The 26,436-nt window shown below is 31.4% G+C and carries 29 protein-coding genes and 1 tRNA gene; 12 read left to right on the top strand and 18 right to left on the bottom strand.

Annotated features, from left to right (window positions below; translation table 11 throughout):
- Positions 1-49: 49 nt before the first annotated feature.
- Positions 50-619: a DUF3109 family protein gene (locus H593_RS0110085; RefSeq protein ID WP_028872339.1), complete on the bottom strand. Its 570-nt coding sequence runs from the start codon at positions 617-619 to the stop codon at positions 50-52.
- 111 nt (positions 620-730) lie between these two features.
- On the opposite strand from H593_RS0110085, the gene H593_RS0110080 reads away from it, so the two are divergent.
- The 3 genes from H593_RS0110080 to H593_RS0110070 are packed head-to-tail and all read left to right on the top strand — an operon-like array spanning position 731 to position 2,141.
- Positions 731-1,318 (top strand): MarC family protein, encoded by a 588-nt coding sequence (locus tag H593_RS0110080; protein ID WP_028872338.1) that lies wholly within the window; start codon positions 731-733, stop codon positions 1,316-1,318.
- A 17-nt stretch (positions 1,319-1,335) separates the two neighbouring features.
- The gene (locus H593_RS0110075) at positions 1,336-1,539 is read left to right on the top strand and encodes a hypothetical protein (RefSeq protein WP_028872337.1); all 204 of its coding nucleotides are present in this window, start codon (positions 1,336-1,338) and stop codon (positions 1,537-1,539) included.
- The gene (locus tag H593_RS0110070; RefSeq protein ID WP_028872336.1) at positions 1,539-2,141 is read left to right on the top strand and encodes an NAD(P)/FAD-dependent oxidoreductase; all 603 of its coding nucleotides are present in this window, start codon (positions 1,539-1,541) and stop codon (positions 2,139-2,141) included. Before H593_RS0110075 ends, H593_RS0110070 begins: the two co-directional genes overlap by 1 nt.
- Before the next feature lie 238 nt (positions 2,142-2,379).
- On the opposite strand, the gene H593_RS0110065 is transcribed toward H593_RS0110070, so the two are convergent.
- From H593_RS0110065 to H593_RS0110055, 3 genes are all read right to left on the bottom strand, one after another.
- Positions 2,380-4,014: a S41 family peptidase gene (locus tag H593_RS0110065; protein ID WP_028872335.1), complete on the bottom strand. Its 1,635-nt coding sequence runs from the start codon at positions 4,012-4,014 to the stop codon at positions 2,380-2,382.
- A complete protein-coding gene (locus H593_RS0110060; protein WP_028872334.1) occupies positions 4,015-4,446 on the bottom strand; it encodes a deoxycytidylate deaminase in 432 nt (143 codons plus the stop codon).
- A 154-nt stretch (positions 4,447-4,600) separates the two neighbouring features.
- A complete protein-coding gene (locus tag H593_RS0110055) occupies positions 4,601-5,191 on the bottom strand; it encodes a HupE/UreJ family protein (RefSeq protein ID WP_028872333.1) in 591 nt (196 codons plus the stop codon).
- A 328-nt stretch (positions 5,192-5,519) separates the two neighbouring features.
- On the opposite strand from H593_RS0110055, the gene H593_RS0110050 reads away from it, so the two are divergent.
- The 6 genes from H593_RS0110050 to H593_RS0110025 all read left to right on the top strand — a co-directional run bounded on the left by H593_RS0110050 (position 5,520) and on the right by H593_RS0110025 (position 10,954).
- Positions 5,520-6,599, top strand: a complete 1,080-nt coding sequence (locus H593_RS0110050) for a site-specific integrase (RefSeq protein WP_028872332.1) — start codon at positions 5,520-5,522, stop codon at positions 6,597-6,599.
- 5 nt (positions 6,600-6,604) lie between these two features.
- Positions 6,605-7,624, top strand: coding sequence for a hypothetical protein (locus H593_RS0110045; RefSeq protein ID WP_028872331.1), 1,020 nt, complete (start codon positions 6,605-6,607; stop codon positions 7,622-7,624).
- Positions 7,625-7,765: 141 nt separating this feature from the next.
- Entirely contained in the window at positions 7,766-8,059 is a 294-nt protein-coding gene (locus tag H593_RS0110040) for a helix-turn-helix domain-containing protein (protein WP_084142302.1), read from the top strand.
- 23 nt (positions 8,060-8,082) lie between these two features.
- Positions 8,083-8,592, top strand: a complete 510-nt coding sequence (locus H593_RS0110035) for a hypothetical protein (RefSeq protein ID WP_028872329.1) — start codon at positions 8,083-8,085, stop codon at positions 8,590-8,592.
- A gap of 6 nt (positions 8,593-8,598) precedes the next feature.
- Positions 8,599-9,879: a DUF3987 domain-containing protein gene (locus tag H593_RS0110030; protein WP_028872328.1), complete on the top strand. Its 1,281-nt coding sequence runs from the start codon at positions 8,599-8,601 to the stop codon at positions 9,877-9,879.
- A 115-nt stretch (positions 9,880-9,994) separates the two neighbouring features.
- On the top strand, positions 9,995-10,954 hold the full coding sequence (locus H593_RS0110025) for a DUF6371 domain-containing protein (protein ID WP_157588819.1): 960 nt from the start codon (positions 9,995-9,997) through the stop codon (positions 10,952-10,954).
- Between the two features lie 190 nt (positions 10,955-11,144).
- Here the strand turns inward: H593_RS0110025 and H593_RS0110020 are convergent, their stop codons facing one another.
- From H593_RS0110020 to H593_RS0109960, 13 genes are all read right to left on the bottom strand, one after another.
- Positions 11,145-11,870 carry a hypothetical protein gene (locus H593_RS0110020; protein ID WP_028872326.1) on the bottom strand — a complete coding sequence of 242 codons (726 nt, stop codon included), beginning with the start codon at positions 11,868-11,870 and terminating at the stop codon, positions 11,145-11,147.
- A gap of 200 nt (positions 11,871-12,070) precedes the next feature.
- Positions 12,071-12,580: a hypothetical protein gene (locus H593_RS0110015; RefSeq protein ID WP_028872325.1), complete on the bottom strand. Its 510-nt coding sequence runs from the start codon at positions 12,578-12,580 to the stop codon at positions 12,071-12,073.
- A 214-nt stretch (positions 12,581-12,794) separates the two neighbouring features.
- Entirely contained in the window at positions 12,795-13,358 is a 564-nt protein-coding gene (locus tag H593_RS0110010; protein ID WP_028872324.1) for a hypothetical protein, read from the bottom strand.
- A gap of 6 nt (positions 13,359-13,364) precedes the next feature.
- Positions 13,365-14,174: a hypothetical protein gene (locus H593_RS0110005; RefSeq protein ID WP_028872323.1), complete on the bottom strand. Its 810-nt coding sequence runs from the start codon at positions 14,172-14,174 to the stop codon at positions 13,365-13,367.
- 54 nt (positions 14,175-14,228) lie between these two features.
- Positions 14,229-14,444 (bottom strand): integrase core domain-containing protein, encoded by a 216-nt coding sequence (locus H593_RS0110000; RefSeq protein WP_281168563.1) that lies wholly within the window; start codon positions 14,442-14,444, stop codon positions 14,229-14,231.
- Positions 14,445-14,737: 293 nt separating this feature from the next.
- Entirely contained in the window at positions 14,738-15,505 is a 768-nt protein-coding gene (locus H593_RS20010; protein WP_051229694.1) for a DUF6090 family protein, read from the bottom strand.
- Between the two features lie 155 nt (positions 15,506-15,660).
- On the bottom strand, positions 15,661-16,215 hold the full coding sequence (locus tag H593_RS0109990; protein WP_028872321.1) for a hypothetical protein: 555 nt from the start codon (positions 16,213-16,215) through the stop codon (positions 15,661-15,663).
- A 15-nt stretch (positions 16,216-16,230) separates the two neighbouring features.
- The gene (locus H593_RS18910; protein WP_037052040.1) at positions 16,231-16,575 is read right to left on the bottom strand and encodes a hypothetical protein; all 345 of its coding nucleotides are present in this window, start codon (positions 16,573-16,575) and stop codon (positions 16,231-16,233) included.
- 156 nt (positions 16,576-16,731) lie between these two features.
- Positions 16,732-17,352, bottom strand: a complete 621-nt coding sequence (locus H593_RS0109980) for a hypothetical protein (RefSeq protein ID WP_028872320.1) — start codon at positions 17,350-17,352, stop codon at positions 16,732-16,734.
- A gap of 213 nt (positions 17,353-17,565) precedes the next feature.
- Complete coding sequence (locus H593_RS0109975) at positions 17,566-18,084, bottom strand: hypothetical protein (protein WP_028872319.1); 519 nt, start codon at positions 18,082-18,084, stop codon at positions 17,566-17,568.
- 142 nt (positions 18,085-18,226) lie between these two features.
- Positions 18,227-19,264, bottom strand: a complete 1,038-nt coding sequence (locus tag H593_RS0109970) for a histidine kinase (RefSeq protein WP_028872318.1) — start codon at positions 19,262-19,264, stop codon at positions 18,227-18,229.
- A complete protein-coding gene (locus H593_RS0109965) occupies positions 19,255-19,842 on the bottom strand; it encodes a response regulator transcription factor (protein ID WP_028872317.1) in 588 nt (195 codons plus the stop codon). The genes H593_RS0109970 and H593_RS0109965 overlap by 10 nt, the downstream gene beginning before the upstream one ends.
- Positions 19,843-20,252: 410 nt before the next feature.
- Positions 20,253-20,334 (bottom strand) — tRNA-Leu (locus H593_RS0109960).
- A 144-nt stretch (positions 20,335-20,478) separates the two neighbouring features.
- Between H593_RS0109960 and H593_RS0109955 the strand changes: the two genes are divergently transcribed.
- From H593_RS0109955 to pth, 3 genes are all read left to right on the top strand, one after another.
- Positions 20,479-21,420, top strand: a complete 942-nt coding sequence (locus H593_RS0109955; protein ID WP_028872316.1) for a ribose-phosphate pyrophosphokinase — start codon at positions 20,479-20,481, stop codon at positions 21,418-21,420.
- A gap of 82 nt (positions 21,421-21,502) precedes the next feature.
- On the top strand, positions 21,503-22,141 hold the full coding sequence (locus H593_RS0109950; RefSeq protein WP_028872315.1) for a 50S ribosomal protein L25/general stress protein Ctc: 639 nt from the start codon (positions 21,503-21,505) through the stop codon (positions 22,139-22,141).
- A gap of 268 nt (positions 22,142-22,409) precedes the next feature.
- Positions 22,410-22,976 carry an aminoacyl-tRNA hydrolase gene (gene pth / locus H593_RS0109945; protein ID WP_084142305.1) on the top strand — a complete coding sequence of 189 codons (567 nt, stop codon included), beginning with the start codon at positions 22,410-22,412 and terminating at the stop codon, positions 22,974-22,976.
- 49 nt (positions 22,977-23,025) lie between these two features.
- On the opposite strand, the gene H593_RS18905 is transcribed toward pth, so the two are convergent.
- The gene (locus H593_RS18905) at positions 23,026-26,361 is read right to left on the bottom strand and encodes a zinc-dependent metalloprotease (protein WP_051229693.1); all 3,336 of its coding nucleotides are present in this window, start codon (positions 26,359-26,361) and stop codon (positions 23,026-23,028) included.
- Between the last annotated feature and the right edge of the window lie 75 nt (positions 26,362-26,436).

Below are 26,436 nucleotides of genomic sequence, written 5' to 3'. Positions count from 1 at the left end.
TCAAATGTATATGTGGTTTAAAATAATGTATGATTGGAAATAGAATAAATTACTTAAGATGCTTTTCTGCAACGTTTTCTAATTCCATATACCAGTCTTCTCCAAATTTTCTAATGAGTGCTTCTTTTACAAATTTATAGATAGGGACTTGTAATTCTTTACCAAGAGCGCAGGCGTCATCACAAATTTCCCATTTGTCATAATTAACCGCAGAAAATTCAGAATACTCCTTAACACGAACAGGATATAAATGGCAAGAGACCGGTTTCTTCCAAGAGACTTCACCTTGATTATAGGCTTCTTCTATTCCGCAGAGTGCTGTTTTTTTATCATCAAAAATAACATAAGCACAATCTGCTCCATGGATTAATGGCGTTTCTAGATCACCAAAAGACGTCGTTGTAGATGTGCCTTGTTTTTCAATAGCATCAATTCCTTCTTGGCGCAAAAAAGGTTTCAACTTTGGATAGATTTCTTTAAGAATTTGAGCTTCTTTAGCTTCTAAGGGAGCTCCAGCATCTCCATCTATACAGCAAGCACCTTTGCACGCAGATAGATTACATAAAAAATCTTTTTCAATAATATCTTCTGAAACGATTGTTTTTCCTAGTTGAAACATGTGATTATGAGCTGAATTAAATAAAAGCAAAAGTACTTAAACTTTACCGGTTTTTAACGTTGCAGATGTTTTATAAAGACCTACTTTTGCCCGAAATTTGAAAACATGGATATTCAATTAAATATAAAAGAGATTTTTACAGCATTTATGATTCTATTTGCAGTCATAGATATTATTGGTAACATTCCTATTGTAATTGACTTACGTAAGAAGGCTGGTCGTATTGAAAGTGGAAAAGCAGCTGTCATTGCCGGTATAATTATGGTGCTCTTTTTGTTTTTAGGTAAAACGATATTATCATTTTTAGGTGTTGGTGTCAATTCCTTTGCAGTTGCAGGTGCTTTTATTCTATTTTTCATAGCGTTAGAAATGATTTTAGGGATAACGTTATATAAGCAGGATGAAAGTACAACAATGACAGCTTCAGTATTTCCATTGGCTTTCCCTTTAATTGCTGGACCTGGTAGTTTAACAACCTTGTTGTCATTGCGATCAGAATATAGAATAGAGAATATCATTATTGCAGTTATCTTAAATGTTATCATTATCTTTATAGTCTTAAAAACATCCAGTAAAATTGAGCGAATGATTGGTCAAAACGGGATTAACATTATTCGTAAAGTGTTTGGTGTTATTCTTTTAGCCATTGCGGTTAAGTTATTTGCACACAATATTAAAGCGCTTTTTGAACTGGCTTAATCTTGAAATTTGAACTCATGAAATATTTTATCATTTTAGTAACTCTAATTGCAGCGGGATTAATCGTTTTCAATGTAAGTATGTTAGATTTCAATAACTTATTTGAAGGTCAGAGTATTGTCGCTCTTATTACAATATTTGCATCATTATGCGCTATTATTTTGTTGCAAGTTTTGAGGTTTTCTAAGCGAGTAGATCAAAAATTGAAAGGTAACGCATAATGTACGATACATTCATAATTGGAGGAGGAGCAGCTGGTATGTCTTGTGCTTTAGTTTTGGGGTCTGCAAAATCAAAACCTTTTGCGACAGATAAGCGCATTGCTATCGCAGTACACCAAAAGTCTAGCCATTTGCAAAATGCATTATTTAATAATGTTTTGGGATTGACTCCTGGTACCTTAGGGTCTGATATTTTAGAAACTGGAAAATCACAACTTCAAGATTTATATCCTCATGTTGAGCAAATTGAAAATGAAAAAGTAAATGCTGTTTTGAAGTCTACTGAAGGATTTACTATTACTACCAATAAAAATAAGTACCATTCAAAACTTGTTGTTATTACAGTGGGTTATACCAATTTGCTTAGGATAAAGGGATTAGATAATTATGTAGAGCCACATCCAAGAGCAGGAATAGAGAAAGATCGTATTTGGTTAAGAAATGAAGATCATTTAGTAGATGATGGATTATATGTCGCAGGAACCTTAGCAGGTTGGAGAAGTCAATTTTCAATCGCCTCTGGCAGTGGGGCTCAAGTTGCTACAGATATTCTCACGCTTTGGAATGACGGGAAACATACTAAAGTACATGATAAGGTCTAGTAGTGTATAAAAAAGACAAGTAAAGACGAAAGTCAGAAACTAATACTGCTATTAATCGTCACGAGAGTATTAGCATGCTCACGAATAGACCACATTTTTTTCTGTTGAAACTCTATAAAAATTATTGTTATTGGTGTTTTTGATTCTTATAACAAGCCTAGAAGACAGTTGCGTATTAAGCGCGTTAACCGTTCACGTTTTGCATTAGGATACGTATTTACTGAAACCTCTGGGCAAACTAGTCTTTATTCTTTTTAGCAGATAAATTAACCTCAAAGTAATTATCGCCTCTACTTAATAAAATAACCTCCTCAATCATATCATCGGTTTCATTAAGGATTTTTTCAGCAATTGTACTGCCATATAGTTGTTGCGCTAATTCAGATTTAATAAGACGTTTTATTTGATCATGATAAGCCACAAAGGTTATGTTCGTTCGTTCTTTAAAGTTTACAAAGTCTTGAAACTTAATAACAATATCATCGCTTACTTCAAAATTTGGAACAAAATCATCGGCTGCTACACCATCATATATACTTCGGTCTTTATCTAATTCTTCAAAAACAAAATTGCTAATGTATTCGCGACGTTTAAGATAATTTATAGTTTCGTTTTGAACGGTGGTGTTTAAAGGCACAAATATGTCTGGGATAATTCCACCGCCGCCATAAACAACTTTGCCTTTTGGTGTTGTAAATTTCAAGGAATCTGATATTTTTATTTGCTCTGCATCTTCAAACTCACCACTACTTAAACGTTTAGAGTAATCGTTATAGTAATCACCGCTTTTGCCATTATCATAAGGTCTTTGGATTGAGCGTCCAGTAGGTGTGTAATATCTAGAAACTGTTAATCTTACTGCGCTGCCATCACCTAACGACATTTCTCGTTGTACGAGACCTTTACCATAACTGCGACGTCCAATAATAGTACCTTTATCATTATCTTGTAATGCACCCGCAACTATTTCACTTGCAGAAGCTGAGTTTTCATTGATAAGAATATAAATCTCACCCTCTTCAAAATCACCTCGTCTAGTAGCAAAGCTTTTCTCTATTTTTCCCGTCTTATTTTTTGTAAATAAAATAAGCTTATCATCTTCTAAAAATTCGTCAACAATTTGTTCGGCAATGCCTAAAAAGCCTCCAGGATTATCGCGTAAATCTAAAGCTAATTGTGTTGCACCTTGATCTTGAAGATCGTCTAAAGCGCGCTTAAACTCTTTATAAGTTGATTCAGCAAAACGATTGATTTTTATATAACCTAAATTATCGGTAAGCATGTAAGATGCGTCTACACTTTTAATGGGAACGATATCTCTCTTTACTTTAATCTCTAACAAGTGATTTTCTCCTTTTCTAAAAATAGAAAGCCTAACTCTAGAGCCTTTTTCTCCTTTTAATTTGGAAATAATATCTGCATTGCTCCATTCTTTTCCGAAGATAGAATCACCATCGGCCATCAAAATACGGTCACCAGCTTTAATTCCTGCTTTCTCACTTGGGCCACCTTCAACCGTTCTAATCACAGTTATGGTATCATTAAAGGTGTAAAAATTAACACCTAGACCAACAAAATCACCTTTCATATTATTGGTAACGCGCTCTAATTCACTTTTAGGAATATAAGTAGAATGGGGATCGAGATTATCGAGGATTTCATTAACAGTGACGTCAACGATGCTATCTGTGTTAATGTCGTCAACATATTCGTAATCAATATAATCTATAAGTCTATTAAGCTTGTCTTTTTTGCTGTTTGAAGTAAATAAGCGGTCTGAAGTGTCTGTGAAATTTAATTTTCCGCCAATAAAAACACCTATTGCAATAGCAACACCTATAATAAGAGGGATGTATTTTTTATGGAATGCCATTTATACTTTTATATCTTCAATTAACTCTAATTCTATGCCTGCTTTTGCTAAAAACTGTAATCCCGAATCATCTTTGTAACCCTTGTGGTAAACCACTCTAATAATACCTGCTTGGTGTATGAGTTTACTGCACTCTTTGCAAGGTGATAATGTAATATATAATGTGGCACCTTTGCATGATTGCGTAGATGCAGCCACTTTTAATATGGCATTCGCCTCGGCATGTAAGACATACCATTTTGTATAGCCTTCGTCATCTTCACAATGGTTTTCAAAACCTGTAGGAGTTCCATTGTAACCGTCTGATATGATCATTCTATCTCTTACGATTATGGCACCTACTTGTTTGCGTTTGCAGTGGGAAAGTTTCCCCCATTCTTTAGCAATTCTTAAGTATGCTTTGTCGTATCGTAATTGTTTTTTGTCAGGCATTGTCTACGTTTGGAGTTGTTCGTTTTCTTCTGAAATATCAACTCAACCATTAAAATTATAGTTCAAATGTAATAATTATATAAAGTGTACATCGCGTTTTAAGACTTTGATAACATTAAAGTTTTGTCTAAGTATAGATATCAAACGCTATTTATTACGAAAAGAGGTTGTTTTTAATGAGTATTGGTAATATAAAACCAACCACAATTGAAGATATTACCATAATCCAGTCGCGTTTGGAAAATCTAAAAATAGTTTGACAAAGAAAGCTCAAAAAGATGACCATGAAAGCAATGAAAAGTTGACCAACTTCAAAACCTAAGCCAATTTCTAAAAGTGCAAGAAGTTTATTTTCAGAAGAATAAATTAGAGTTTCGAACGTACTAACAAAACCTAAGCCATGAACTAAACCAAAAAAGAGAGTCGCAAAAAACACTAAGCCTATGATTGGGCCATGAGATTTTTTACCTGCAGTGAAGACATTAAATAAAGCAATAATTAAAATGGAAATAGGAATTAAAAGTTCAATCAATTTAATATTTACATTTATGATATTATAAGTCGTCAACGCTAATGATACACAATGACCTAATGTGAAAACGGAGATAAGGGTGAAGACACGTTTCCAATCTTTAAATAAATAAGGGATTGTAAGGACTATTAAAAATAGAATATGGTCGTAGGATTTTATATTTAAGATGTGGTAAACACCATCTTGAAAATTTGACAGAAAATTGTCAATCATAGTAATTGGATTTGGGTTGACTCAAAGTTACATTTTAAAACGGAAATAAAAAAGGCTTTAACGTTAACGTTAAAGCCTTTAGTGCACTGCATTGGCCTATTCTCGAATCAAAGCATTAAATTCGTTTTTTGAAAAGAAAAAACCTCCAACCTATAAAAAGGCAGAAGGTTCGACTTGTACTCAAGGCGGGTACTTTTTAAAACAAAATCGGAAACCAAATAATAACAAAAATGAATAAAAACAGGGGTTACAAGAAGATAATAATAGTCCTATTTTCTTTTTATTGGTTCTTTTTTACTTATTTTTGTTATCAATTTGTTACTGATTTATGAGCGTAAAACTTAGAGAGAAGAAGTTAGCTAAAGGAGCTGTTAAGTACTATTTAGACATATACATCGATGGCGAACGATCTTACGAGTTTTTGGATATCAAGATAGAAAAAAGTGATACGAAGTCCGTTAAAAAAGAGAAGAAAGATATTGCTAATTTAATACGTTCAAATAGAGAGTTAGAATACCTAACTCAAAATACAAATTATCTTCCTAAACATTTAAGACATATCAATTTTTTCGACTTTGCCGAATCCTTTGTAACTGAATACAAGAAGAAGGATTTAAGGATGATAAAAGCTACACTAAAACATTTTAAATCCTTTGTTGATAATCCAAAGCTAAAATTAACGGATGTTAGTCCTTCAATAATGAATGGTTATAAGGATTATTTGAATGATACTTCTGGTCTAACAGGAGAATCGCCTCATAATTATTTTACTCGTTTTAAAAAAATACTTAAGGATGCAGAGGTTAGAGGTCTCATTCGTGAAAACCCAACAAGGGATATAAGGTTTCAAAGAAAAACTAATGATGATGAGTTAAGAAAGCAAGTTCTTACATCAGAGGAACTTCAAAAATTGGTTGATACAGATTGCGGAAACAGTGAGTTAAAGAAAGCATTTCTATTTGCTTGCTATACTGGATTGGGATATGCTGAAATTAAAAAGCTTAAGTGGATAAATATCAAAGAAAATCGGTTAACCACGAGAAGAGCAAAAACAAATCAAAAAATTGAACTTAAACTAAAGGAATCATTGATTGGTAGTTTAGGTGAAAAGATCAAAAATGAAGATATGATTTTTAGCCTTCTAAATACATCTGGGAACTCAATATCAGATAATGGTATTAATAAGTGTTTAAAAAATTGGGTAGAGCGCGCTAAAATAGACAAGCACATTACCTTCTATTGCGCACGTCATACATTTGCGACTCAACTCTTACAATATGGAGCAAATTTAAAGACTGTAGCTGATGCTATGGGTCACGCCAATACAAGAAATACGATTAAATACCTAAATTACATTGACAATTTAAAAGATGATGCTGTCGATAATTTACCTGATCTTAAATTTTAAACAATATGGATGAACACATAACCTTATATACTGAAACTTTCAATTTGCTTAAGAAAGGAATAGTTAAAGGAATTAAAAATGATTTGATTTTATCTTATGAAGATGATCTTTACTATAATTACTCAATTGAGCTTATAACAGAAAAGTTATATAATGAAAAACCAAAATTCGATATTGAAGAATCTTGTTATTTAGATTTATTAGCAAAATTTAAGGATCGAAAACATAATTTTTCCAAAAACCCTTTAAGAGTAATTTCCAGATTATTGTATCCGAATTTTATAAAAAGAGAAGATAATGAAATTACATTTGACGAATTTATAATTCAATTAGCTCACAGGGAAGTTTATCAAGAAGTCATTCATCTTCTTAAACTTAACAGAGAACTAATACTGCGTCAATTTAGACTGAAGAAGTTAGATGGGTATCAAAATATGGAAGACTTTGAGTTAATAGAATATCCCTGTCATACAACCAATACAGATATTTATTATGAGGTTGATGAATTTTATAAAACATTGACAGAGCCTAAAGTCAAAACCGTTCAATTTGTAGCCGAATCAGGACTTGAAAATAGAATATCTGTGCCAATTTATATTGATGACAACATTGATGCAATTATAAATGAAAATTATTTCAAGATAAAAGAAGGCTTTAAATATAAAATAGCTCACGCCAATTTTTACAGATATCTAAGCAAAGAAGGAATTATCAATAATGATAAGACTACTCTTTTAGATTTTATAAAAGTACTGTACTTAAATCCATTATACCACAGGTCTATTATACACTTTTCTTCAAGCACTCAATTAACTTCACATTTTTTAACATCACTAATTGAAGTTATCTCATCTGACTTAAAAAAAGCTCATATCGAAAAAAGTCAAGCTTTTTATAGTTTTAAGGGAACTCCAATTAAAGCAGATACTATTTCACATTCAATTTCTGAGACTAAAAACGATTACGAAATCAACCTTGAACTCGTTAGATGTATTTCAAAATATCTTGATTCTATGCCTGTTTAGTCTTAAAGTATGTTAAAATTGATTCATAATATTGGTTCTTCATGAATCATTGAATCATCCTAACCAAGAGATATTACACCTTTGTAATGTACACAAAGACGAAATAGCTATTTCATTTTAATAATTTTAAAACAAATTAAAATGGAACATTACAAAAACACAGTGCATATTAAACATGTATTACAAGATTTTTTAGAAATTTATTTTTTTCATAAACCAGTACTAACCTTTAATGAAGGTTGTAAGTACTGTGGTATTTCACGAAGTAGTATGTATAAACATACGTCGTCAAATAATGTACCTTATTACAAGCCTCATGGCAAACTTATTTTCTTTAAAAGAGAAGAATTAGATGAATGGTTGCTGAGAAATCGGCAATCTACCGTCGAGGAACTTGAGCGGAAAGCATCCACTTACAGTATCTCCAAAAAATAATTCTAACCTTAAAAATAAAGAAAATGAAAACATCCATAATAAATACAAGAATAAGTTCATCATTAAAAGAAGAGCTTGAAATATTAAGTCAATTTTTGAGTACACCAATTTCAAATATTGTAAGGGAAGCTATAGAGAACCACTTAATAAATTCGATTGATAATCACAAAAATGATTTTATAGTAGAGGGATTAAATTCTAATGACATTCAATTACTCGAAAGTTTGGGTTTTACTGAATTAATCTTTTGGTTATATGATAAAAAACGAGATCCCCAAATTTGTGAAATAGCAGAGTTTTATGAATTTTTAATAAAGTTAATCGAAGAGATTAATCAACACCCGTTGTTTACAGATGAAATTCTAATAGAATTAAATAAAGTGTTATTTGAGCTAAATCACACTTTAGATGAATGGAGTGGTCTGCTTTCTGGTTTTAAATTTCCAGAATCTTTCGATTATTTAAAGCTCTCTGATTTTTTGCATGCTTTAAGATATGATGACGAAAATAATAAAGTAATCCATATAAAATAATTGACTATGAGTAAAATGACAGCAGAGTCAATAGATATAAAACTACAGGAGTTAGTAAGAAACGACAAAGATAGAGCCATTGAGAAATTAAACAGAATCATAAAGCATTTGCCTGATGAGTTCTCTCGTTTAATAAATGAAGCTTTTAAGTATAAGCGAGTGCCAAAGGAGTATATGTTAAGTGCAATATTATTTACAATTAGCACCTCCACAGGGCTAACATTTTATCTTAAAGCACTTGGCTATAAAAATTATGCGAATTGTTACTTTACTATTGTTGGTAGTCGGGGTGATGCTAAATCAGAAGCGATCAATATTGCTACACGACCAATTAAGAAATTGGATGATGAGGAATATGATGAGTATGTAAATAATATACAGTTAGCCTCAGATGATGATATTGAAGTAAAAAGGAAACAAGTGTTGGTACAAAACGCATCTATTGAAGCAGCTCACATGGTGCATTTAGATAATCCCAATTCAATAGGAATAGCAATTGATGAGATATTTGCTTTGATTGAAAAAATGTCTAATCCGAACAGTCGAGATGGAATAGCTTGGCGGAATTTTTTACTTGAGGGTTACACAAATGGACATGTAGATGTGTCGAGGAAAACGACTAAAAGTTTTCGAATTAATAATACGTGTCCTACGTTACTTGGTGGAATTCAAGACCAATTCGTTGGCAAACTATTTCAAAATGGTAATTTGGAAAGTGGATTTATTGATCGTCTTTTTCTCACTCCAAAATTAACTCATAACCCAAAATTAGTAAGGGGTGAGATGAATGAGCAGGTTTTGAATGATTATGAAAAGGCAATCAAAAATGTCTTGGATTATAAACGTCAAAGTGAAAAACCAGAAGAGGTAAAAAAGCAATTTGAAATAAAGTTACCTGTTGAGGCTCATGATAGGATTTTTGAATACACACAAGAGTTGATAAATAGGCAGACTAACGCAAAACCTCTTGTTAAAGAATACATGTCTAAAATGCAAATTTCCATTCAGAAACTATGTGTCATAGTATTTATGATAAAAAATGCCTTTAAATCCACTTTTGCTGACGTTTTGAGGGAAGATAGTGTTGAATTAGCTATTGAAATTAACGAATTTTTCTTTCTTAACTTTTGTTCAATAATTGAAAGGAATTTCAAGGCTAATAATGATACTCCTACCTTAAAGTCAATTATTGAGATGGCAAAGAAAAACAAGGCTCAACAAAAAGCAGTTTGTGAGATAACGGGGTTTAATAAAGGGCATATTTCTAAACAATGGAATAAAGTATAAACCACGCAACAGGCAACTCGGTTTTCTGTTAAAATCACATATAATAATTTGTATTACAGTGTGTTATATAGGTTTTTATCAAAGTTCCCAGTTGCCTGTTGTATTAAAAAAAATTATGCTACAAAAAATTGAAAACAGGTTAGAGTTTAACTCTAAGCGAAATAAAGGATTAATTACACCCTGTTGTGATAAATTAAATAGGGATGGGAAGTTTGTTAATTATAAAGGGTATCCAGATAATTACGGTTATTGTCACTCATGCGGAACTTCAACAACTCCAACTCAAGTTTATGAAGATGAAAATGGTACACCTTACTATTGGAATAAAAGCACAAATGCATTTGAGGAAACTGTGGTACATTCCACTAATAATGTATTACAAAATTGTCATACAAACAATGATTATTGTAATACAATAAAATCTAAAATAACTAAATACATTGATTTCAAAGTGGTTAGTGATTTAGAAAACAATGAAATTGATAACAATTTGCTTTTGTATCTACAAACAATGCATGACAACGATGTTGTTGATAGAGTGAAAAAAATGTATCACATTGGTACGAGTGAAAATGGAGGTACTGTATTCTGTTCAATAAATAAGGATGGAAAAGTTCAAAAATTAAAAATAGTATATTACTCAAAGGTTGGAAAAAGAACTGATTATTTTAAAGTACCTTATAAAAATGAAGATGGGTATTATAGTTGTTTATTTGGCGAGCACCTTTTATGTGAAAATACTAAACCCATTATTCTTATTGAAAGTGAAAAAACAGCAATTGTGTGTTCAATTTTATTACCCAATTATACTTGGTTGTCATACGGAGGGATTAATGGATTAACTGATGAAAAAATAAAGGTTCTCGAAGGGGAGAAAGTTACGATTGTTCCAGATATTAGCGAAAATGCTGTAGCCATTATGAAAAAGAAGTTACCAAACCTCAAAAGACTCGGTGTTGAGGCTAATATATGGGATATGACCGAAGGTAAAACAGATAAACAACTTAAAATTGAAGGTATTTATAATTGTGATTTGGAGGATTTATTGAGTTCTACAATTAATAATAAAAAGTAGAGATTAATTTATTTATGTTTAATTGTTTTGTAGGCATATAGATTAGGCTAAAATTGTTATTTTTAATGACTAATCTTTTTTACAACATTTCAAGTTTTTTCAATGAATAAGACTAACACACGGAAAGCTCTTAATCCTGCATATAGAAAGCACAAACCATTACGTAAAGAAGAAACTAACAAATGTTTTTTTATTTTTCAATTGTTTTTTCTTTAATTCGAAGCTCTTTTAGGTTTTTGATTGGTTTAATTATTGATTGTTTATTTTTCCTATCATAAAGAAATAAGTAGTCGTTCGATTTGCCTAAATAATCTAAATTAGAACCAGAACCAGAAACATTATCAAATAAAATTAATTCATAATTAAAATCAGTTCGATTATCCAAAACAGCATAAGCCTCTTGGTAACCATTAATTGCTATCGGAATAATCAATATGCTTAAAAACCAGCTAATTAAAAAAACTTTGGAATTTTTTTCATAAGTAGTCCTAATTATCAACAGACAAATCATTATTACAAAAAATGGGAAATCCAATTTTTCTAATCTTTCCGATATGCTGTCAAAACTAAAATAGATAACACATGAGGAGAGAATAAGTAAAATAGAGATAATTATTATAAATCTTATTCGAAGGCTTTTTCTGTCATCTGGCTTATCTCGTTTTTCTTTTTTATCTTTTTTCTTTTCTTTACTTGCAAACTCGCCTACAACGAATCCAAGAAATATTGATCCCAAAACATATAACAGGCTATGCAAATCATCAATAAATAGTGGTATATATTCAGATATCCCTATATAATCAACAATATTGATATTGAATACACTATAATAAATTGCAAGTTTTATAGAGCTCGCTACAATAATTAAAAAAGTTCCTACTGGAATTAATTTTACAATTTTTTCGATTTTATCCATATATGTTTTTTACTGTTTGCCAACGGTTGGTATAAGAAAAGTAGGCGATTATTAAGCACGAAACTTTAGGTTAAGCATAAGCCGGATTTTTAAATTTTTCTTATTATATTTTCTTCTCAACAAGTCAAATTTAAAAATTTAGCCACCTCGCTAAAGTCTCTTTATCATTGGGTTAAGCGCCAAATGACCTATATTTTTTGTTAGTGGTTGTTTTTTAATGTTCTTATCGCTTCATTTATTTGAGCATCATTAATTTCTTCAAAAATATCTGGTAGCCATTCTATTGGAGGAGGAAGTAAGAATGAGAAAATGAATGGAATAATAAGCACAATGACTAATGCAATTAAGATTAAGCTTCCAATAATATTTTCTCCTTTTTTATTCAGAACTCCTTTCCATTTGGGGATAAAATAGAAAATGAAAACAGTAACTATTAATGCTAAAATTAATTTAAACCATAATAAGTTTATATATCTTTCTAATACTTTTTGATTGTAATAATATATTGTTTCTTGCCATTCATTTTTGTATTCTAAACATCTAAATTCATACTCATTTTCACCAATTTGAATGTCTTCACCATATTTACACCAATCTTGATCCATAGGTATAGGAGCAATGGATATAGCACTTAAAAGAACACTTAATATGTAGAAAATAAATCCGCCTATTACTAAGTATAGAATAATATTTTTTCTTGTTAACTGCATTTTGTTTTTGAAATAACTCGAACGTCCATGCTATGGTTAGTACAAGAATTCAGGGAACTGAACTTTCCATTAAGCACTTAGCCAGATTTTTAATTTTTTTTTATTTAATAGATAGGCAAAATTGAAAATTTTGCGGACTTTATTCAAGGCACTTCACTTTGGGTTAAGCGCCAAAAATCCTATTAAATATAACCATTGTTGGCATTTTGTTTTTTTATTTACTCAGGTATTTTTTAATTTTCGTAATTTTAAAACCTGTACCAAAATCTACATAATCACCAACCTTTTTATTTATTAATTTCTGAGCGAATCCCTTATTTTCTGTCAATGAAGTAACTTCTTCTCCATTTTTGTTTTGAGTTTCAATACCAATAGAATACCATTTTAAATCACCTTCTTTATTTTTTAATTGAACAATGGAATATTTTGCTACATTTTCAATATCTATTTTCATTAAATTTTCCAAATCTAATTCGTTGAGAATTTTATTAGTTTCTGGATGATAATATTCAAATTTATAAATATCATTATTTTTTGAAACTATTAATCCGTGTTCTGCTTTTAAATGACTTATGTGAGAATCTACTCCTCCAAGTTCTCTACCACTTCTTTTTATTAATTCATCTTTAGTTGCTCCTTTTAGTAATTCGTGGTCAATAATTCCACAATCTTTCGTGTGTCCTAACCAACTCTCTCCAGTATAACTTGGTTTTCTTTTTTTAAGAATTATTGAATTTGTTTGTTTTATGTCAAATTTCTTATCACGGTTGAAGGTCATTATGTTTTATAATTTAAAATGGGTTTTTATTTGTTCAATAAATAATTTTCTGTTTCTGCCAATTTGAATGTTTGAAAGATAAAAGTTTCCGCTTCCTATAAGCCAGAATATTTTATCTACTTCAAAAGCAGTAGTATTATTTTCTATAGCAATTTTATCAATTAATTTCAGAGTCTGATAATCTTGTTTTATTGTTGACCTCTCATTGGGATTAATTAAATTTAGTTCTTTAAATATTTCTTTTAAGTGAACGTCAGGTTTTCCGAAATTCAAGAAACCAATTTCCTTTAAAAAATCACAAGCCAAAGGAAACCCAATTCCTGAAATTTCGATGCTAATCAACATTGGAAGTGCTGGTTTTGCCTTTTCATCTTTTGCGAAAAATTCCGCCCAATTATAAAATGATTCAGCATTATTAAACTCACTTAGAAAATAGGCAGAATCAATAATTGATTGACAAAATAAGGGCCAAATACTTCGTGAAGTTCTCCGAATTTGTCCTTTCGGTTTTAATTTTGAGATTATTTCATTTAATAATTTTTCAGAATCATTTTTCCCGAAAGTTTCAGCAATTTTTTTTGGGTTAAAATCAAAAAGGACATCTTTCAATTTTTCTACGCCACCAATTGATCCTCCAATAACTTTTGTACTCATTTGCTTGTTTTGAGCAGTTTCACAAAGTCTTTGGTAAATGGTATTGATATTTTTTGGCTTATTGTATTCTGGCTGAAAATGCTGTTGAATCAGTTTTTCAGTTACACCATCTTTTTCTAATAAGAAATGATAAGCAAAATTGTATAGATCTTTATACGTCATTTAGTTTTTCCGGAATGTCTTGCCCTGAAATATGGCTACAGGTTAGAATTGATTTTATGCGGTTAATTTATAGACCATATTTGGTGTTTTGAAGTCTAAAGATAAATGTAATCTTATTTCATTGTATAAATTAATTGCATTTTTTGCTACTGCTTTAGCGTGTGGCACGTTAGCAAAGGTCTGGTCAAGATAAAATTCATCTTTTAATATGCCGTTTACCCTTTCTGCCATTGCGTTTTCGTAACAATGATTTTCTTCTGTCATACTAATATCTATTTTCTTTCTTTTAAGTATTTGGGTGTAAACATTGCTACAATACTGTATTCCTCTATCCGAATGATGTATGTGTCTTGTCCTGAAATATGGCTACACCGTAAAATCAATTCTAACCTGTAGCCATATTTCAGGACGAGTCAGTATGAAACACAACGGAATTGTGTATGGTTAGTTGCGTGGTTAAACAACTAATATAGTAAACAAATACGAACCCGAGAAAATTCCGAAGGAATTTTCCAAATAAGCACTTGCCAAAGCAATTAATTATACACGGTGTTGTGCTTTCGTTATTTATTTAATTCTTTTTCTATAATATCAATAATCTTTTTTAGATGGTTTTCTAATTTTGGATAGTGATTTTTTTTTAGATTTCCAGTAGCTAATGTGTACGTTAGTAGTCTGTTTTCAAACTCCTCGTTTTCCAAGATTGGAATAATGCTCTTTTTAGGTTTTGTTGAATTGGGAAGTCCAAAGTAAGTTTCAGTATCTGATTCAATTAACATTTTTCTAAAAGATATTCGAGGTTTAAGATATTCGGTAACTTCATCAAGGCTAATTTCCACATCTTGTTCTACTTGTTTTATTTTCATTACTAATGGTTCTAAAGCAGTTAAGTATTTACGAAGACTATCATTACTGACATTTTTTAACTCGCCAGAATTTTTAAGTTCAGAAAGTGTACTGTTTTCAAAGTCAAAACTATAAGAACTACCAATAATGTTGACAAAAGTCTTTGAGAGGTAACTCTCTGATATTGTATCGTGATTGGCATCAATGAGATTCATAGCAGTTAATTGCCAGGAATGCATATCAGTTACCAAGTCTTTATATCTGTTAACCTCATTTAGATTTTTGAGCGATTCAACTTTTAGTAGCTTTAAGTATTTCTCTTGATTATTATTCGTTTTCCGTAATTCGTTCCAATTATTAATCGAAAGGGCAATTAGAATTCCAATAACAACCAAAATAATTTCGCCCAATGCATATTTTAAATACTTTCCAGTTTTTCCTTCTGAAAGTAAATTTTGTCTAATTTTTCTAAAGAATTTTATCATTGGTTAGCGGTTTGTCATAATGAAGCACAACGTGCTTGTGTATGGCACGTTGTTTTGGTTTGGAACTAATTTAGCAAAAAGAAACGAACCAGAGGGAAATCCGCAGGATTTTCCGAGTACACACAAAGTAAACAATGGGTTATACACGTTGTTAGCTACTGGCCCAATTCAGTTCTTGCTTCTGCTGTCAATAGCAATGTCATAAGTTTTAAGCTTTTGGAATCTTTAAATCCAAGTTCTTTTCTCATATCTCTAAGAAAACCATCTGCATTGTTCAAAATAGCACTTGTATTTCCTTTATGAATATCGAGATTGTCCTCATATTCAACATACTTTTTAATTAAGTCTTCACTTCCCCAATTCATTAAACCTTTCTTGAAAAGAGCCATTTCTTCAGTTGCTTTCTTTGTAAGGCCATCTCGATTGTTTTTTACATTTTTAAAAATTTCAAAAAACGCATTATAAAAGTGTTCGCAAACTTTTTGTTTTTCTTTTAATATGTGCAATTCATATTCTCTTTCCCGTGTTTTTTTATTATTTATGTTTACTGTCATTACCGAAGTAAATGCTGCAACTATTACTGCTACTATTCCAAGGACTGATATTTTCGATTCTAAATCATTGATGTAAAAAACACCCCAAACTGACAATGAAACTAATATCAAAATTAGAATGAATAACCATATATTTATAAAGAAGCTTTTCGTCATTTTTGTTGATGTTTTTTAGTTATTGGAATTATGAAATTTATAGGCTCTTTCAAAAATTCTGCTACCTAATTCAATTCCTTCCATTCCTACAAAATTGTCCCAAGCAGAAGTAGGCGCAAACCAAACACATATGGTTTTAAAATCAGGCACGTTTTGGTATTTTAGGTCGTGTAATTCTTCTGAAAAAGCTTTGTGAAATTCTTCTGCTGATAAAAAAACACCTGAGTATCCTCCACTATATTCAGATACAAGTTTTAGAGCTGAATCTAAATCATCGAATAATTCAAAAAGTTCGAATTTTTTCCATTCCTCGCTTTTCGATAATTTCTTTTTACTTTTCCTAAATATTCTATTGAGCATTTATTTCGGCTTGTAGCTAACGTGATTGTGTATGGTTAGTTGCGTGGTTATGCAACTAATTTAGTAAACAAATACGAACCCGAGAAAATTCCGAAGGAATTTTCCAAGTAGGCAATTGCCCTAGCAATTAATTATACACGGTGTTGGCAGTAGTTTTTATTCAATTTTTTTAAGTTCTTCCGAAATCTCCCAAACAGTTTGTTTTCCGAATTCTCCATAGTTTGCTATAAAATTTCCTTTAGTGTCTATTACTACACAACTAAAACAAGGAAAATGATATTTAAAAAACATTTTTTCAATTAATTGATTACTGTCTTTTTTCCATCCTATTTTTTTTTGATAATAATATTTTAAATTTTCATCATCTTTATAAATCCAGTGGTGACTTATATCGCTAATTTTTTTTAATTTTTTTAAATAGTCTCTGTCAAATATATTCCAAGTAGAATATCTTTCCATGCCATTGCATCTATCTTTTCCTGGATAATAAATTATGACAATTAACTCATCATCAATTTTATTTTGAATAGATAAGCTTTGTTTTAATTCATTAAGTTGATTTTCGTTCAGTTTTCCAATTGGTTTTCTCCTTACTAATAAGCCTTGAACTAAAGAATCATTTTCAAAATATAAATCAAGATATTCTCTAGAGTTTTTTCCTTCTATAAATTCATTTTTATCTATTTCTTGATGATTTTCATTTAAATAAACAACTTTCTTTTCTTGTGAAAAAAGTTTACACGAGATTAGTATGCAAATTATGATTATGTACTTCATTTTTTCAAATTACTGCCAACGTTTAGTATATGGCAAGTAGGGCAGTAGAAAGCGATGAACTTTCAAGTTTGCTCTGAGCCACATTTTTATATTTTGTTTTTAACTTATTCATCTTAAAAGCCAAATTAAAAATTTGGCGGTGTTTATAAATAGTACTGAATTTTCGTAAACCACTGAACGCCCTATTTGCTATATACAGTGTTAGCAAGTGTTTTATTCTATTTCTTTAAAGTAATATTCATAAGTCGTCCAACTATCATATGCCTGGAATATGTATATGTCACATTTTTTAATCATTAAGAATTTGTCATTCCAAAAAGGAGTCCACTCCTTAGATAGATCAAATTGACTCCAGTCTCTCGTCTTTCGAAAATGGTTTTTATTAAGTTCAAATTTGTTTTTTAATGTATCAGAATCAATTTCCAGAGTAGTCTCTTTAAACTTATAAATAGTAGTATTTGAAGTCCATGGATAGGAGTCTTCAGTAGCATGACTTGTTGAGTCACTTATTGTGAGTCCAATTAATCTCCATTTTTTATCAGAATCAATTTTTTCAGTTTGTTTCCATATTATTAACGAGTCTTGAGCTTCAATAATCAAAGCGGTATCATTAGTCAATACTAAAAATGAATAGAATGGAAGATTTGCTGGAGCTAAACTGTCATTTTGTGCCACTGAATGATTACAAACAATGAGCATAAATATTATTATTATTCCTTTAATCTTTTTCATTTCAATACTTGCTAACGTTTATGTATATGGTTTGTTGCGTCTTTCAAGCAACTAATTTAATAAATAATTACCGACCAAGAAAGTCCGCGAGGACTTTCGTAAGTAAGCCTAAAAAAGCAATAAATTATATACGGTGTTGTGGTTAGTATTTTTTTAACTTAATTATAAATTCATTTTCTGAAAATCTAAACCCATTTAATTTTTCGATTTCTTTTCCTGGTTTTACTTCTATTGAAAAGTCATTTAATTCCAACATTTGCTTTATTCTCCACATCCCAATTCCTTCTCCATCTTTTGAAGTTTTTTTTGCTTCATTTCCTGAAAAACCTTCAATAAATAGTTTTGAATATTCACTTTCTTCAATAAATAGACTTGACATCTTAAAATGAACAAAAATGTTTTCTTCTTTTTCTTTGAATATTATTTCAACTGTAGATTTAGGTCTAACATATTTAGAAGCATTTTCGATTAAATGATAAAGAGCAACTTGTAAAGATTCATAATCACAATTTATAGTACCTCTAAATTCTCCAACATTTACATAAACTTCTTTATCTGAAAAATCTATAAAAAACGAATGTAAAACGTTCATTAAGACTTTGTGAATTGGATGTTTTCTTTTTTCTAAAGTAGGATTTGCTCTATCGAGTTTCCTATAAATAGAAAATTCCGACTTCATATGAATATTATGTTTTGCTAATCTCAAAAACATTAAAGCTGTATCTTTAGGATTGGTCTTAACTATTTCAGAAATTTTAGGAATTTGAGAATTAAAGTCAGAAGTTAGAATTTCTTGAGGAACTAAATCATAAATTTCTTGAATGTTTTTAGCGTTTATTGTTGTTAGGTTGTGAACTAAACGATTAACTCTTTTTTGTTCTTTAAGTTTTAGGTTTGTTTGTATTGCCTCAATAGGTAAGTTTAAGTCATAATAAGCATATGATAGAGCGTCTAATTTTCCTTTAAATAACTTTGTGGTTTTTGTGGTTGAACAACAAAGAAATGTTGTTCCATTATTATTTGAAACTTTTCCATTTCGTCTTTTAGTGAAATATAATGGACAATCAATTGTTCTGCCATTATGTTCCGTTTTTGAAAAACAATTTTCACATTCTTTTGTCAAATTTGTAGCAATACTTTCTTTCTCGATATTAGTAACAGAAAAATGGTTTATTGACATAAGGTTTCAATTAAATTTACAAACTGATATGGTTCTGCATCTTTTGATAAACAATCATCTACTTCTCTTAATGCTTTATGAAATCTGTCTCCTTTGGTTTCTGAAGAATAAATTACAATTTTCTTTTCTGGATACTTTTTTTTCAATGCTGAAGCCAAACCTAAACCCTGGTCTTCGAATAAAGCTTTTCCAACACCATTTATATCGACAAATATAATATCAGCTTCTTTAGCTTTGTAATCATCTAAATCAGTTATGTCTTTAACCGATTTCGTGTTTTTCCAGCCGGCTTTTTTTAGGATTGAAACCATTTTGTATTTCGTATGCTCATCGTCTACAAATAAAATCCTAACATTATTTTTAGGTTCATTGTTTTCATTTACTTTTTCTTGTTTCTGTTCTGGTGGATTACTTGTAAGATTATTTGTAATTATTATTGAATTTTTATTTTCATTTTTTGTTGTTTTTTCCGTTTTTGATTCTTTTTTGAAAAAAAACTTATCAATTATAAAAAACAGAGCAGTTACTCCAATACCTCCAAATAACCATTCGTAATTGCTCTTAAAAAATTCAATCATATTTCCTTAATTTTAGTTCGTTAGTTATCGAGTTTTATATTAACCACAACAATTGTATATACACTATTGCCTATATCCAATTAATAACAATTAACCAAATTTAGCTGTTTTAATTCGCAAAGTAAGTTTTTTCTTAAATTTTCATTTTATTTGAAAAATAGACATGGATAAATAGTTGTATGCCAAAATTGATGAGTTATAGATCTATAAATTTTGCGTATTAAGAAGTAAAACAGACTTATCTATTATATATTGACTGAATGGAAGCAAAACACATTGAGGAGATTATTACGCTAAACAGGATCTTCATAGAGGTTGAAATGACTTATTATGTAAGAAATGCTGTTATTGTGCTGTTACTGTTTAAAATATAAAAACCTGTTAATCATATGATTAACAGGTTTAAACAGTACTCAAGGCGGGAATCGAACCCGCACGTCTTGCGACATTGGATTTTGAATCCAACGTGTCTACCAATTCCACCACTTGAGCGATTTCGGACTGCAAAATTATAAAATTATTTATTACTATCAATCAAAAATAGTAGGTTTTATGCTTTTTCAGTTCAAATAAATTCTTAAATTTGCACCTCGTTAAATTAAAGCGTGTTTTATTATCGCAAATAATTCATTACCAATGCCAAACGGAGTTATAGACGCAAAAATTTTTGCATGCGGACAAAGTAAAGAACTTGCTGAGAAAATCGCAGCAACCTTTGGTGTGCCTTTAGGTAACGTCATTACTTCAACATACAGTGATGGAGAGTTTCAGCCATCTTATGAAGAATCAATACGAGGTACACGAACGTTTATTATTGGTTCTACACATCCTGGACCCAAAAATTTAATGGAAATGTTGCTAATGATTGATGCTGCAAAACGCGCATCAGCAAGACATATTACAGCAGTTTTACCATATTTTGGATGGGCTAGACAAGATCGTAAAGATAAACCTAGAGTTCCTATTGCAGCTAAATTAGTAGCTCAAATGCTAGAAGTTGCTGGAGCTACACGCATCATTACAATGGATTTACATGCAGATCAAATACAAGGGTTTTTTGAGAAACCTGTAGATCATCTTTTTGCATCAACTATATTTTTACCATATTTAAAATCACTTAATTTAGAGAACCTTACCATTGCTTCACCAGATATGGGTGGATCAAAACGTGCGTATGCGTATTCTAAAGCTTTAGCAAGTGATGTGGTTATTTGTTTCAAGCAACGTGCAAAAGCTAATGTGATTTCCCATATGGAATTGATTGGTGACGTTACAGGTAAAAACGTTGTATTGGTCGATGATATGGTGGATACCGCTGGAACTTTAACGAAAGCTGCAGATTTAATGATGGAAAAAGGTGCCCTAAGTGTTAGAGCTATTTGTACACATCCTATTTTATCTGGAGACGCTTATAATAAAATTGAGAATTCTAAATTACAGGAATTAATTGTTACAGATTCAATTCCGCTGAAACAAAAAAGTGAAAAGATTAGAGTTTTAAGCTGTGCTGATTTATTTGCAGAAGTAATGCATAATGTGCATTATAACAAATCTATTAGCTCTAAATTTTTAATGTAGTTTCGATAGGCTTATTGATAACAAAGTCAGTAACGAGCTTAACGACCAATAAAGAGTAAATAATTAAATTAATATATAAACAATGAAATCAATTACAATCAATGGATCTCAAAGAGAAGGCGTAGGCAAGAAGGCAACGAAAGCTTTACGTAATGCTGGTCAGGTTCCTTGCGTATTATACGGAGGAGACCAAAATGTGCATTTCTCTGCACCAGAATTGGCTTTCTCTAAACTTGTATACACGCCAAATGCGCATACAGTTGTGATTGCCATAGAAAACGGTGAAAATTATGACGCTGTCTTACAAGACATTCAATTTCACCCAGTAACAGATAGAATTCTACATGTAGATTTCTACCGTTTATTTGAAGATAAAGAAATTGCTGTGGATATTCCTGTGCATATCATCGGAACTTCTAAAGGTGTTTTAAATGGTGGTATTCTTCGTAGAAACAGACGTAAATTAAGAGTAAAAGCTTTACCTAAAAATTTACCAGATTTCTTAGAAGCAGATATTACTCCACTTAAAATTGGAGGTAAAATGTATGTTACGGCTTTAGAGGGTGAAGATTATACAATACTTCATACTGATAATACTGTTGTTGTTCAAATTAAGACAGCAAGAACAGCTGTTGTTGATGATAGCGATGAAGAAGAATTAGAAGAAGGAGAAGCAGCAGCTGAAGGAGGAGATTCTCCAGAGGCAGAAGCTCAAGAATAGAACTTATTTTATCTATTATATTAAAAAGCATTCTATTTATTTAGAATGCTTTTTTATTTTTGAAAAAGAACTCACCTTGCGTTTTAGTTATTCACCAAAAATGAGATGAAATTATTTTTGAAAGATATATCATTGCTATGACTTAGGAAATAAGTAAATTAAAAATTATAATGGGTTCAATAACCTAAACGCGACTATTATCTGGAAATTTATCCGTAACATATTTAATTGGAACTCCACATCGTTGGATGTAGAAGAAACAGATCCTATGAAAAAATTTCTTATCGTTGGTTTAGGTAATATTGGCGAGAAATATGCAAACACAAGGCATAATATAGGCTTCAAAGTATTAGACGCTCTAGTGGAAAAAGAAGATCTTAAGTTTGAAACTCAAAAACTTGGTGATCTTTCAACCTATAAATTTAAAGGTAGAACTTTTATTCTTTTAAAACCGAGTACATACATGAACTTAAGTGGTAAAGCTGTTCAGTATTGGTTAACAAAAGAAAAGGTGCCTTTAGAAAACCTGTTAGTCATTACAGATGATTTAAATCTTCCCTTCGGAAATATTAGAGTAAAGACAAAAGGAAGCGATGGTGGGCACAATGGTCTAAAAGATATTCAAAGCACCTTACAGACAGTTAAGTACAATAGGTTTAGATTTGGTATAAGTGATGAGTTTAGTACAGGAAGACAGATCGATTATGTGCTAGGAGAATGGACTGATGAAGAAAACAAAACCCTTACAGAACGGTTAGAAACATCTGTAGAACTCATCAAGTCATTTGGCACAGCCGGAATAAATAACACAATGAATACGTTTAATGGTAAATAAAAAAGGAGGCTCCGAGAGCCTCCTTTTTTATTTACCATTAGGTGATATTTTAGTTAATAATAATTTTTTTAGTTTGTTTATTTAACCCGTCTCGAACCTGTAAGAGATAAATTCCAGATTGAACGTTTTCTAGATTAATAACCTTGTTAATTGTTGGACTGCTATCATATCGTTTATCGAATACTTTTCTTCCTCTAATATCGAAAACCTCTATAGAAATAGTATTATTTGAAGAACTGTTTAAATTAACATTGAACGATCCGTTGTTTGGATTAGGATATATCGAGAACCCAGATATAGAGCTTTCCAAGTTGTCTACAGAGAGTGTTCCTTGAACACAGATCTCTAGTATAAAACTATTAAATGATCCTCCATCTTGATTTGCATCATCAACAATTGTTAATATCCAATCACCACCAGACATTTCTCCATAAATAGTAGATAAATCTCCTTCAGGTACAAATGTTCCTGTAAATGGAGCTGTACCACCTGTTATAGATCCATTTGTAGACTCTTGGTCAAATACAGTAGCGGTATAGTTGTCTCCATTTCCTCCGTTATCTGAGGTCAATTCAACTATAGTTCCATTGGGACTTGTTAGAGTTATATCTAAATCGTCTGCCCATGTATGTGTAATATCTAAAGTTACATTAACATCTGTAATGGGGAAATCTGCTGAAACATTGACAACAGAAGTATAAGAATTGCCGCTTCCACTTTGTGAAATCGCTTGAGCTACATCATCAGTAAAAGTGTCACATGTTAGGTTTGCTGTAGTGAAACTAAATACGGAAGATGGATTAGCGGTAACACAATTATTAGAAGCACTCACTCTCCAGAAATATTCTGTATTAGAGGCTAGTGAAGTAGTAGAATATGCGTTTGTTAGTACTGTTGCAGATTCTACGATGGTTCCAAAACTAGCATTATTTGATACTTCTACTAAGTATTCTTCAGCATTGTCATCTAAATTCCATGTGAGCATACCATCACTTGGAACATCAATTGCTCCATTCGCAGGTAATGCTAATATTGAAGAATTCAAAGTGTCGCTATAGACGTTCAAAACGAGATCTACCGATTTAGTAATACCGCCTGAACTTCCTTCAAAACTAAAGGAATAATTTCCTGTTGCTACAGCATTTGTTCCACTTATTGTAATAGTTCCTGTTGTGCCATCATTGATCGCAGACATTGGGTTTATGGCAGCATTTGTGCCAGTTGGAAGCCCTGAAACGCTGAACGTAGTTGTATCGTTAAATCCTAAAAATGTATTGTATGTAAAATTATAGAGAGCATCATTTGGTTGACAAATATCTAATTCAGTAGTATCGACAGTAAGTACAAACTCAGATTCTTGAATACTAAAATTACTGGAATTTACAGCATAAAAAATATTGTTGTTCCCTTCCACAATTACTCTAGCTAGAGACGTATCGCCTCCAGTAAGAGGGACAGTTATGTTTTCTGATCCATCATTTTGAACATCGGACGCTATTGTGAATGGAAACGTCTGACCTCCATCAATGGATAGTAATATATTTACTGTCGGTGTATTTACTGCACCTGCATCTGTGCCTGCGACATTCCAAGTCACTGTTTGAGACGAACCAGCATCCCATGTCACATTTGATGTTTGTGATGTCACAACAAAAGGTCCAGAAGTACCATCAACAGTAACAGTCATTGCATCAAAATTAGATTGAGGCATCTGTCCGACACCTCCTGCTTCTGAACGATCTCTAACTGTAAGCGCAAAATTTAAAGGTCTTCCAACAGTAGAAACAGTTTCCCAAGAGGTATTCGTTACTGTCTCAACAGGATTAGATTCCGTTAACTGTCCATTTAATACTCTACTTAAAATTGGCATGTATCTGTTAGGCGATACATTTGGAGGTCTTGATCTCCATACGGCTCCTGAAGTTTTAGTAGGACCAAAAGTTCCATTAGTAGTAACACCACTGTCAATTTGTTCCCATGTATATGTTAAAGCATCTCCACCGTCGACATCTGCAGCGGCACCTTTTAAAATGAATGCTGTTCCCTTTGGAATAGTAAAATCAATACCTGCATTCGCAACAGGTGGATTGTTCGTTATTGCAGTTATAGCTGCACATTGGTTAGCACCACTATTTACATTATTAAGTATTTGGTCTATACTGTAATAATGAAAATAAGGATCACTATGGTCCTGTACATCGTTAGCCCCAGTGATACCTGCATAACCCATAATAGTTGTTCCACTTCCGGGCTCTGCATTTACACCTGTTCCTTCAGAATTAAAAGAAAATGTATGGTTTGCACCCATTTGATGACCTATTTCATGTGGCACATAATCTATATCGAAAAAGTCAGCCATGTAAGGCCCTCCATCATTATCTAAAAAGCCATGAGAAGAGAAGCCACTCCCTTTTCCATTAGTGCAGACACATCCTATACATCCAGCATTACCATTGTTACCACCAAAAGCTAGTAAATGTCCAATGTCATAATCAGATTCTCCCACCGTAGCAGTTAAATTACTTTGTAAATCACCATTTAAATTTCCTCCATAAGGGTCAGTACCAGAGTAAATTAAATCTAATGCTGGATCATCTGCGGTATCAACTAAAACAAAAGTTATAGCCATGTCTACTTCAAAAACTTCATTGGTTCTGTTTAAAGTTGAAACCATTTGGGCTAATGCATCTGCTTGTGCGTTACCATTGGCATTATTTCCATCATCCCAAAAATTTGTGTATTCTGAAGTAACAGACATCGCCATTCTAAACGTTCTTAATAATTGATTGTTTGCGTCACGCGATACTTCACTGCTTATAATTCTTTTTGAAATATCAACATCTTCAGTTAAACACTCAAAAGTATCAGATGAGTTCAACTTGGCCGCGCTATCATAAACTAAATACTGTCCATTAGACACTTTTGTTACAGGCTGAATGTAAACGGCTTCCATTCCAGGTTCTGAAATCATTGCCTTTAAACCTAAAGGTGTGACGCTAAATCTTACTCTAGTGCCAGAATGATCAGTTCTAGAACCTAAATATGTTTTAATATTAGCATGTTGTGCAGTATTGTCATTAGATGAGAAAATAGTTGTTTCTACTATTCTATATTGTTGAAATTGTCCTTTTATATCTGGAAAACTAACAATCATGTTCGATTGACCATTTGATAAACGTCGCAAAGGCGCATCAACTAGTCTTAGTTTTAAGGCTTCAATATCAAGTTGAAATATACTAAAGTTGGTTTTGTTTAACTTTTCTAACGTGACACCATCTATTTGTTTAGTAGAATTTAATTGTTGCCATTCATTGTTTTGGGCATTAAGACATAGCGTTATGAGCAGGAAACATAATAAGTGAATTAGGTTTAATGTTTTTTTCATAGTGTTGGAAGTTTTATGTGAATTTTAATTTTAGTCGATAATTATTGTATTGGTAACCTTCTAACAGAAGCAAGT

It is taken from the genome of Psychroserpens burtonensis DSM 12212, from assembly GCF_000425305.1.
Lineage (GTDB): Bacteria > Bacteroidota > Bacteroidia > Flavobacteriales > Flavobacteriaceae > Psychroserpens > Psychroserpens burtonensis.
The sequence above is the reverse complement of the archived record's forward strand: the minus strand, read 5'-3'. Positions and strand labels throughout refer to the sequence as shown.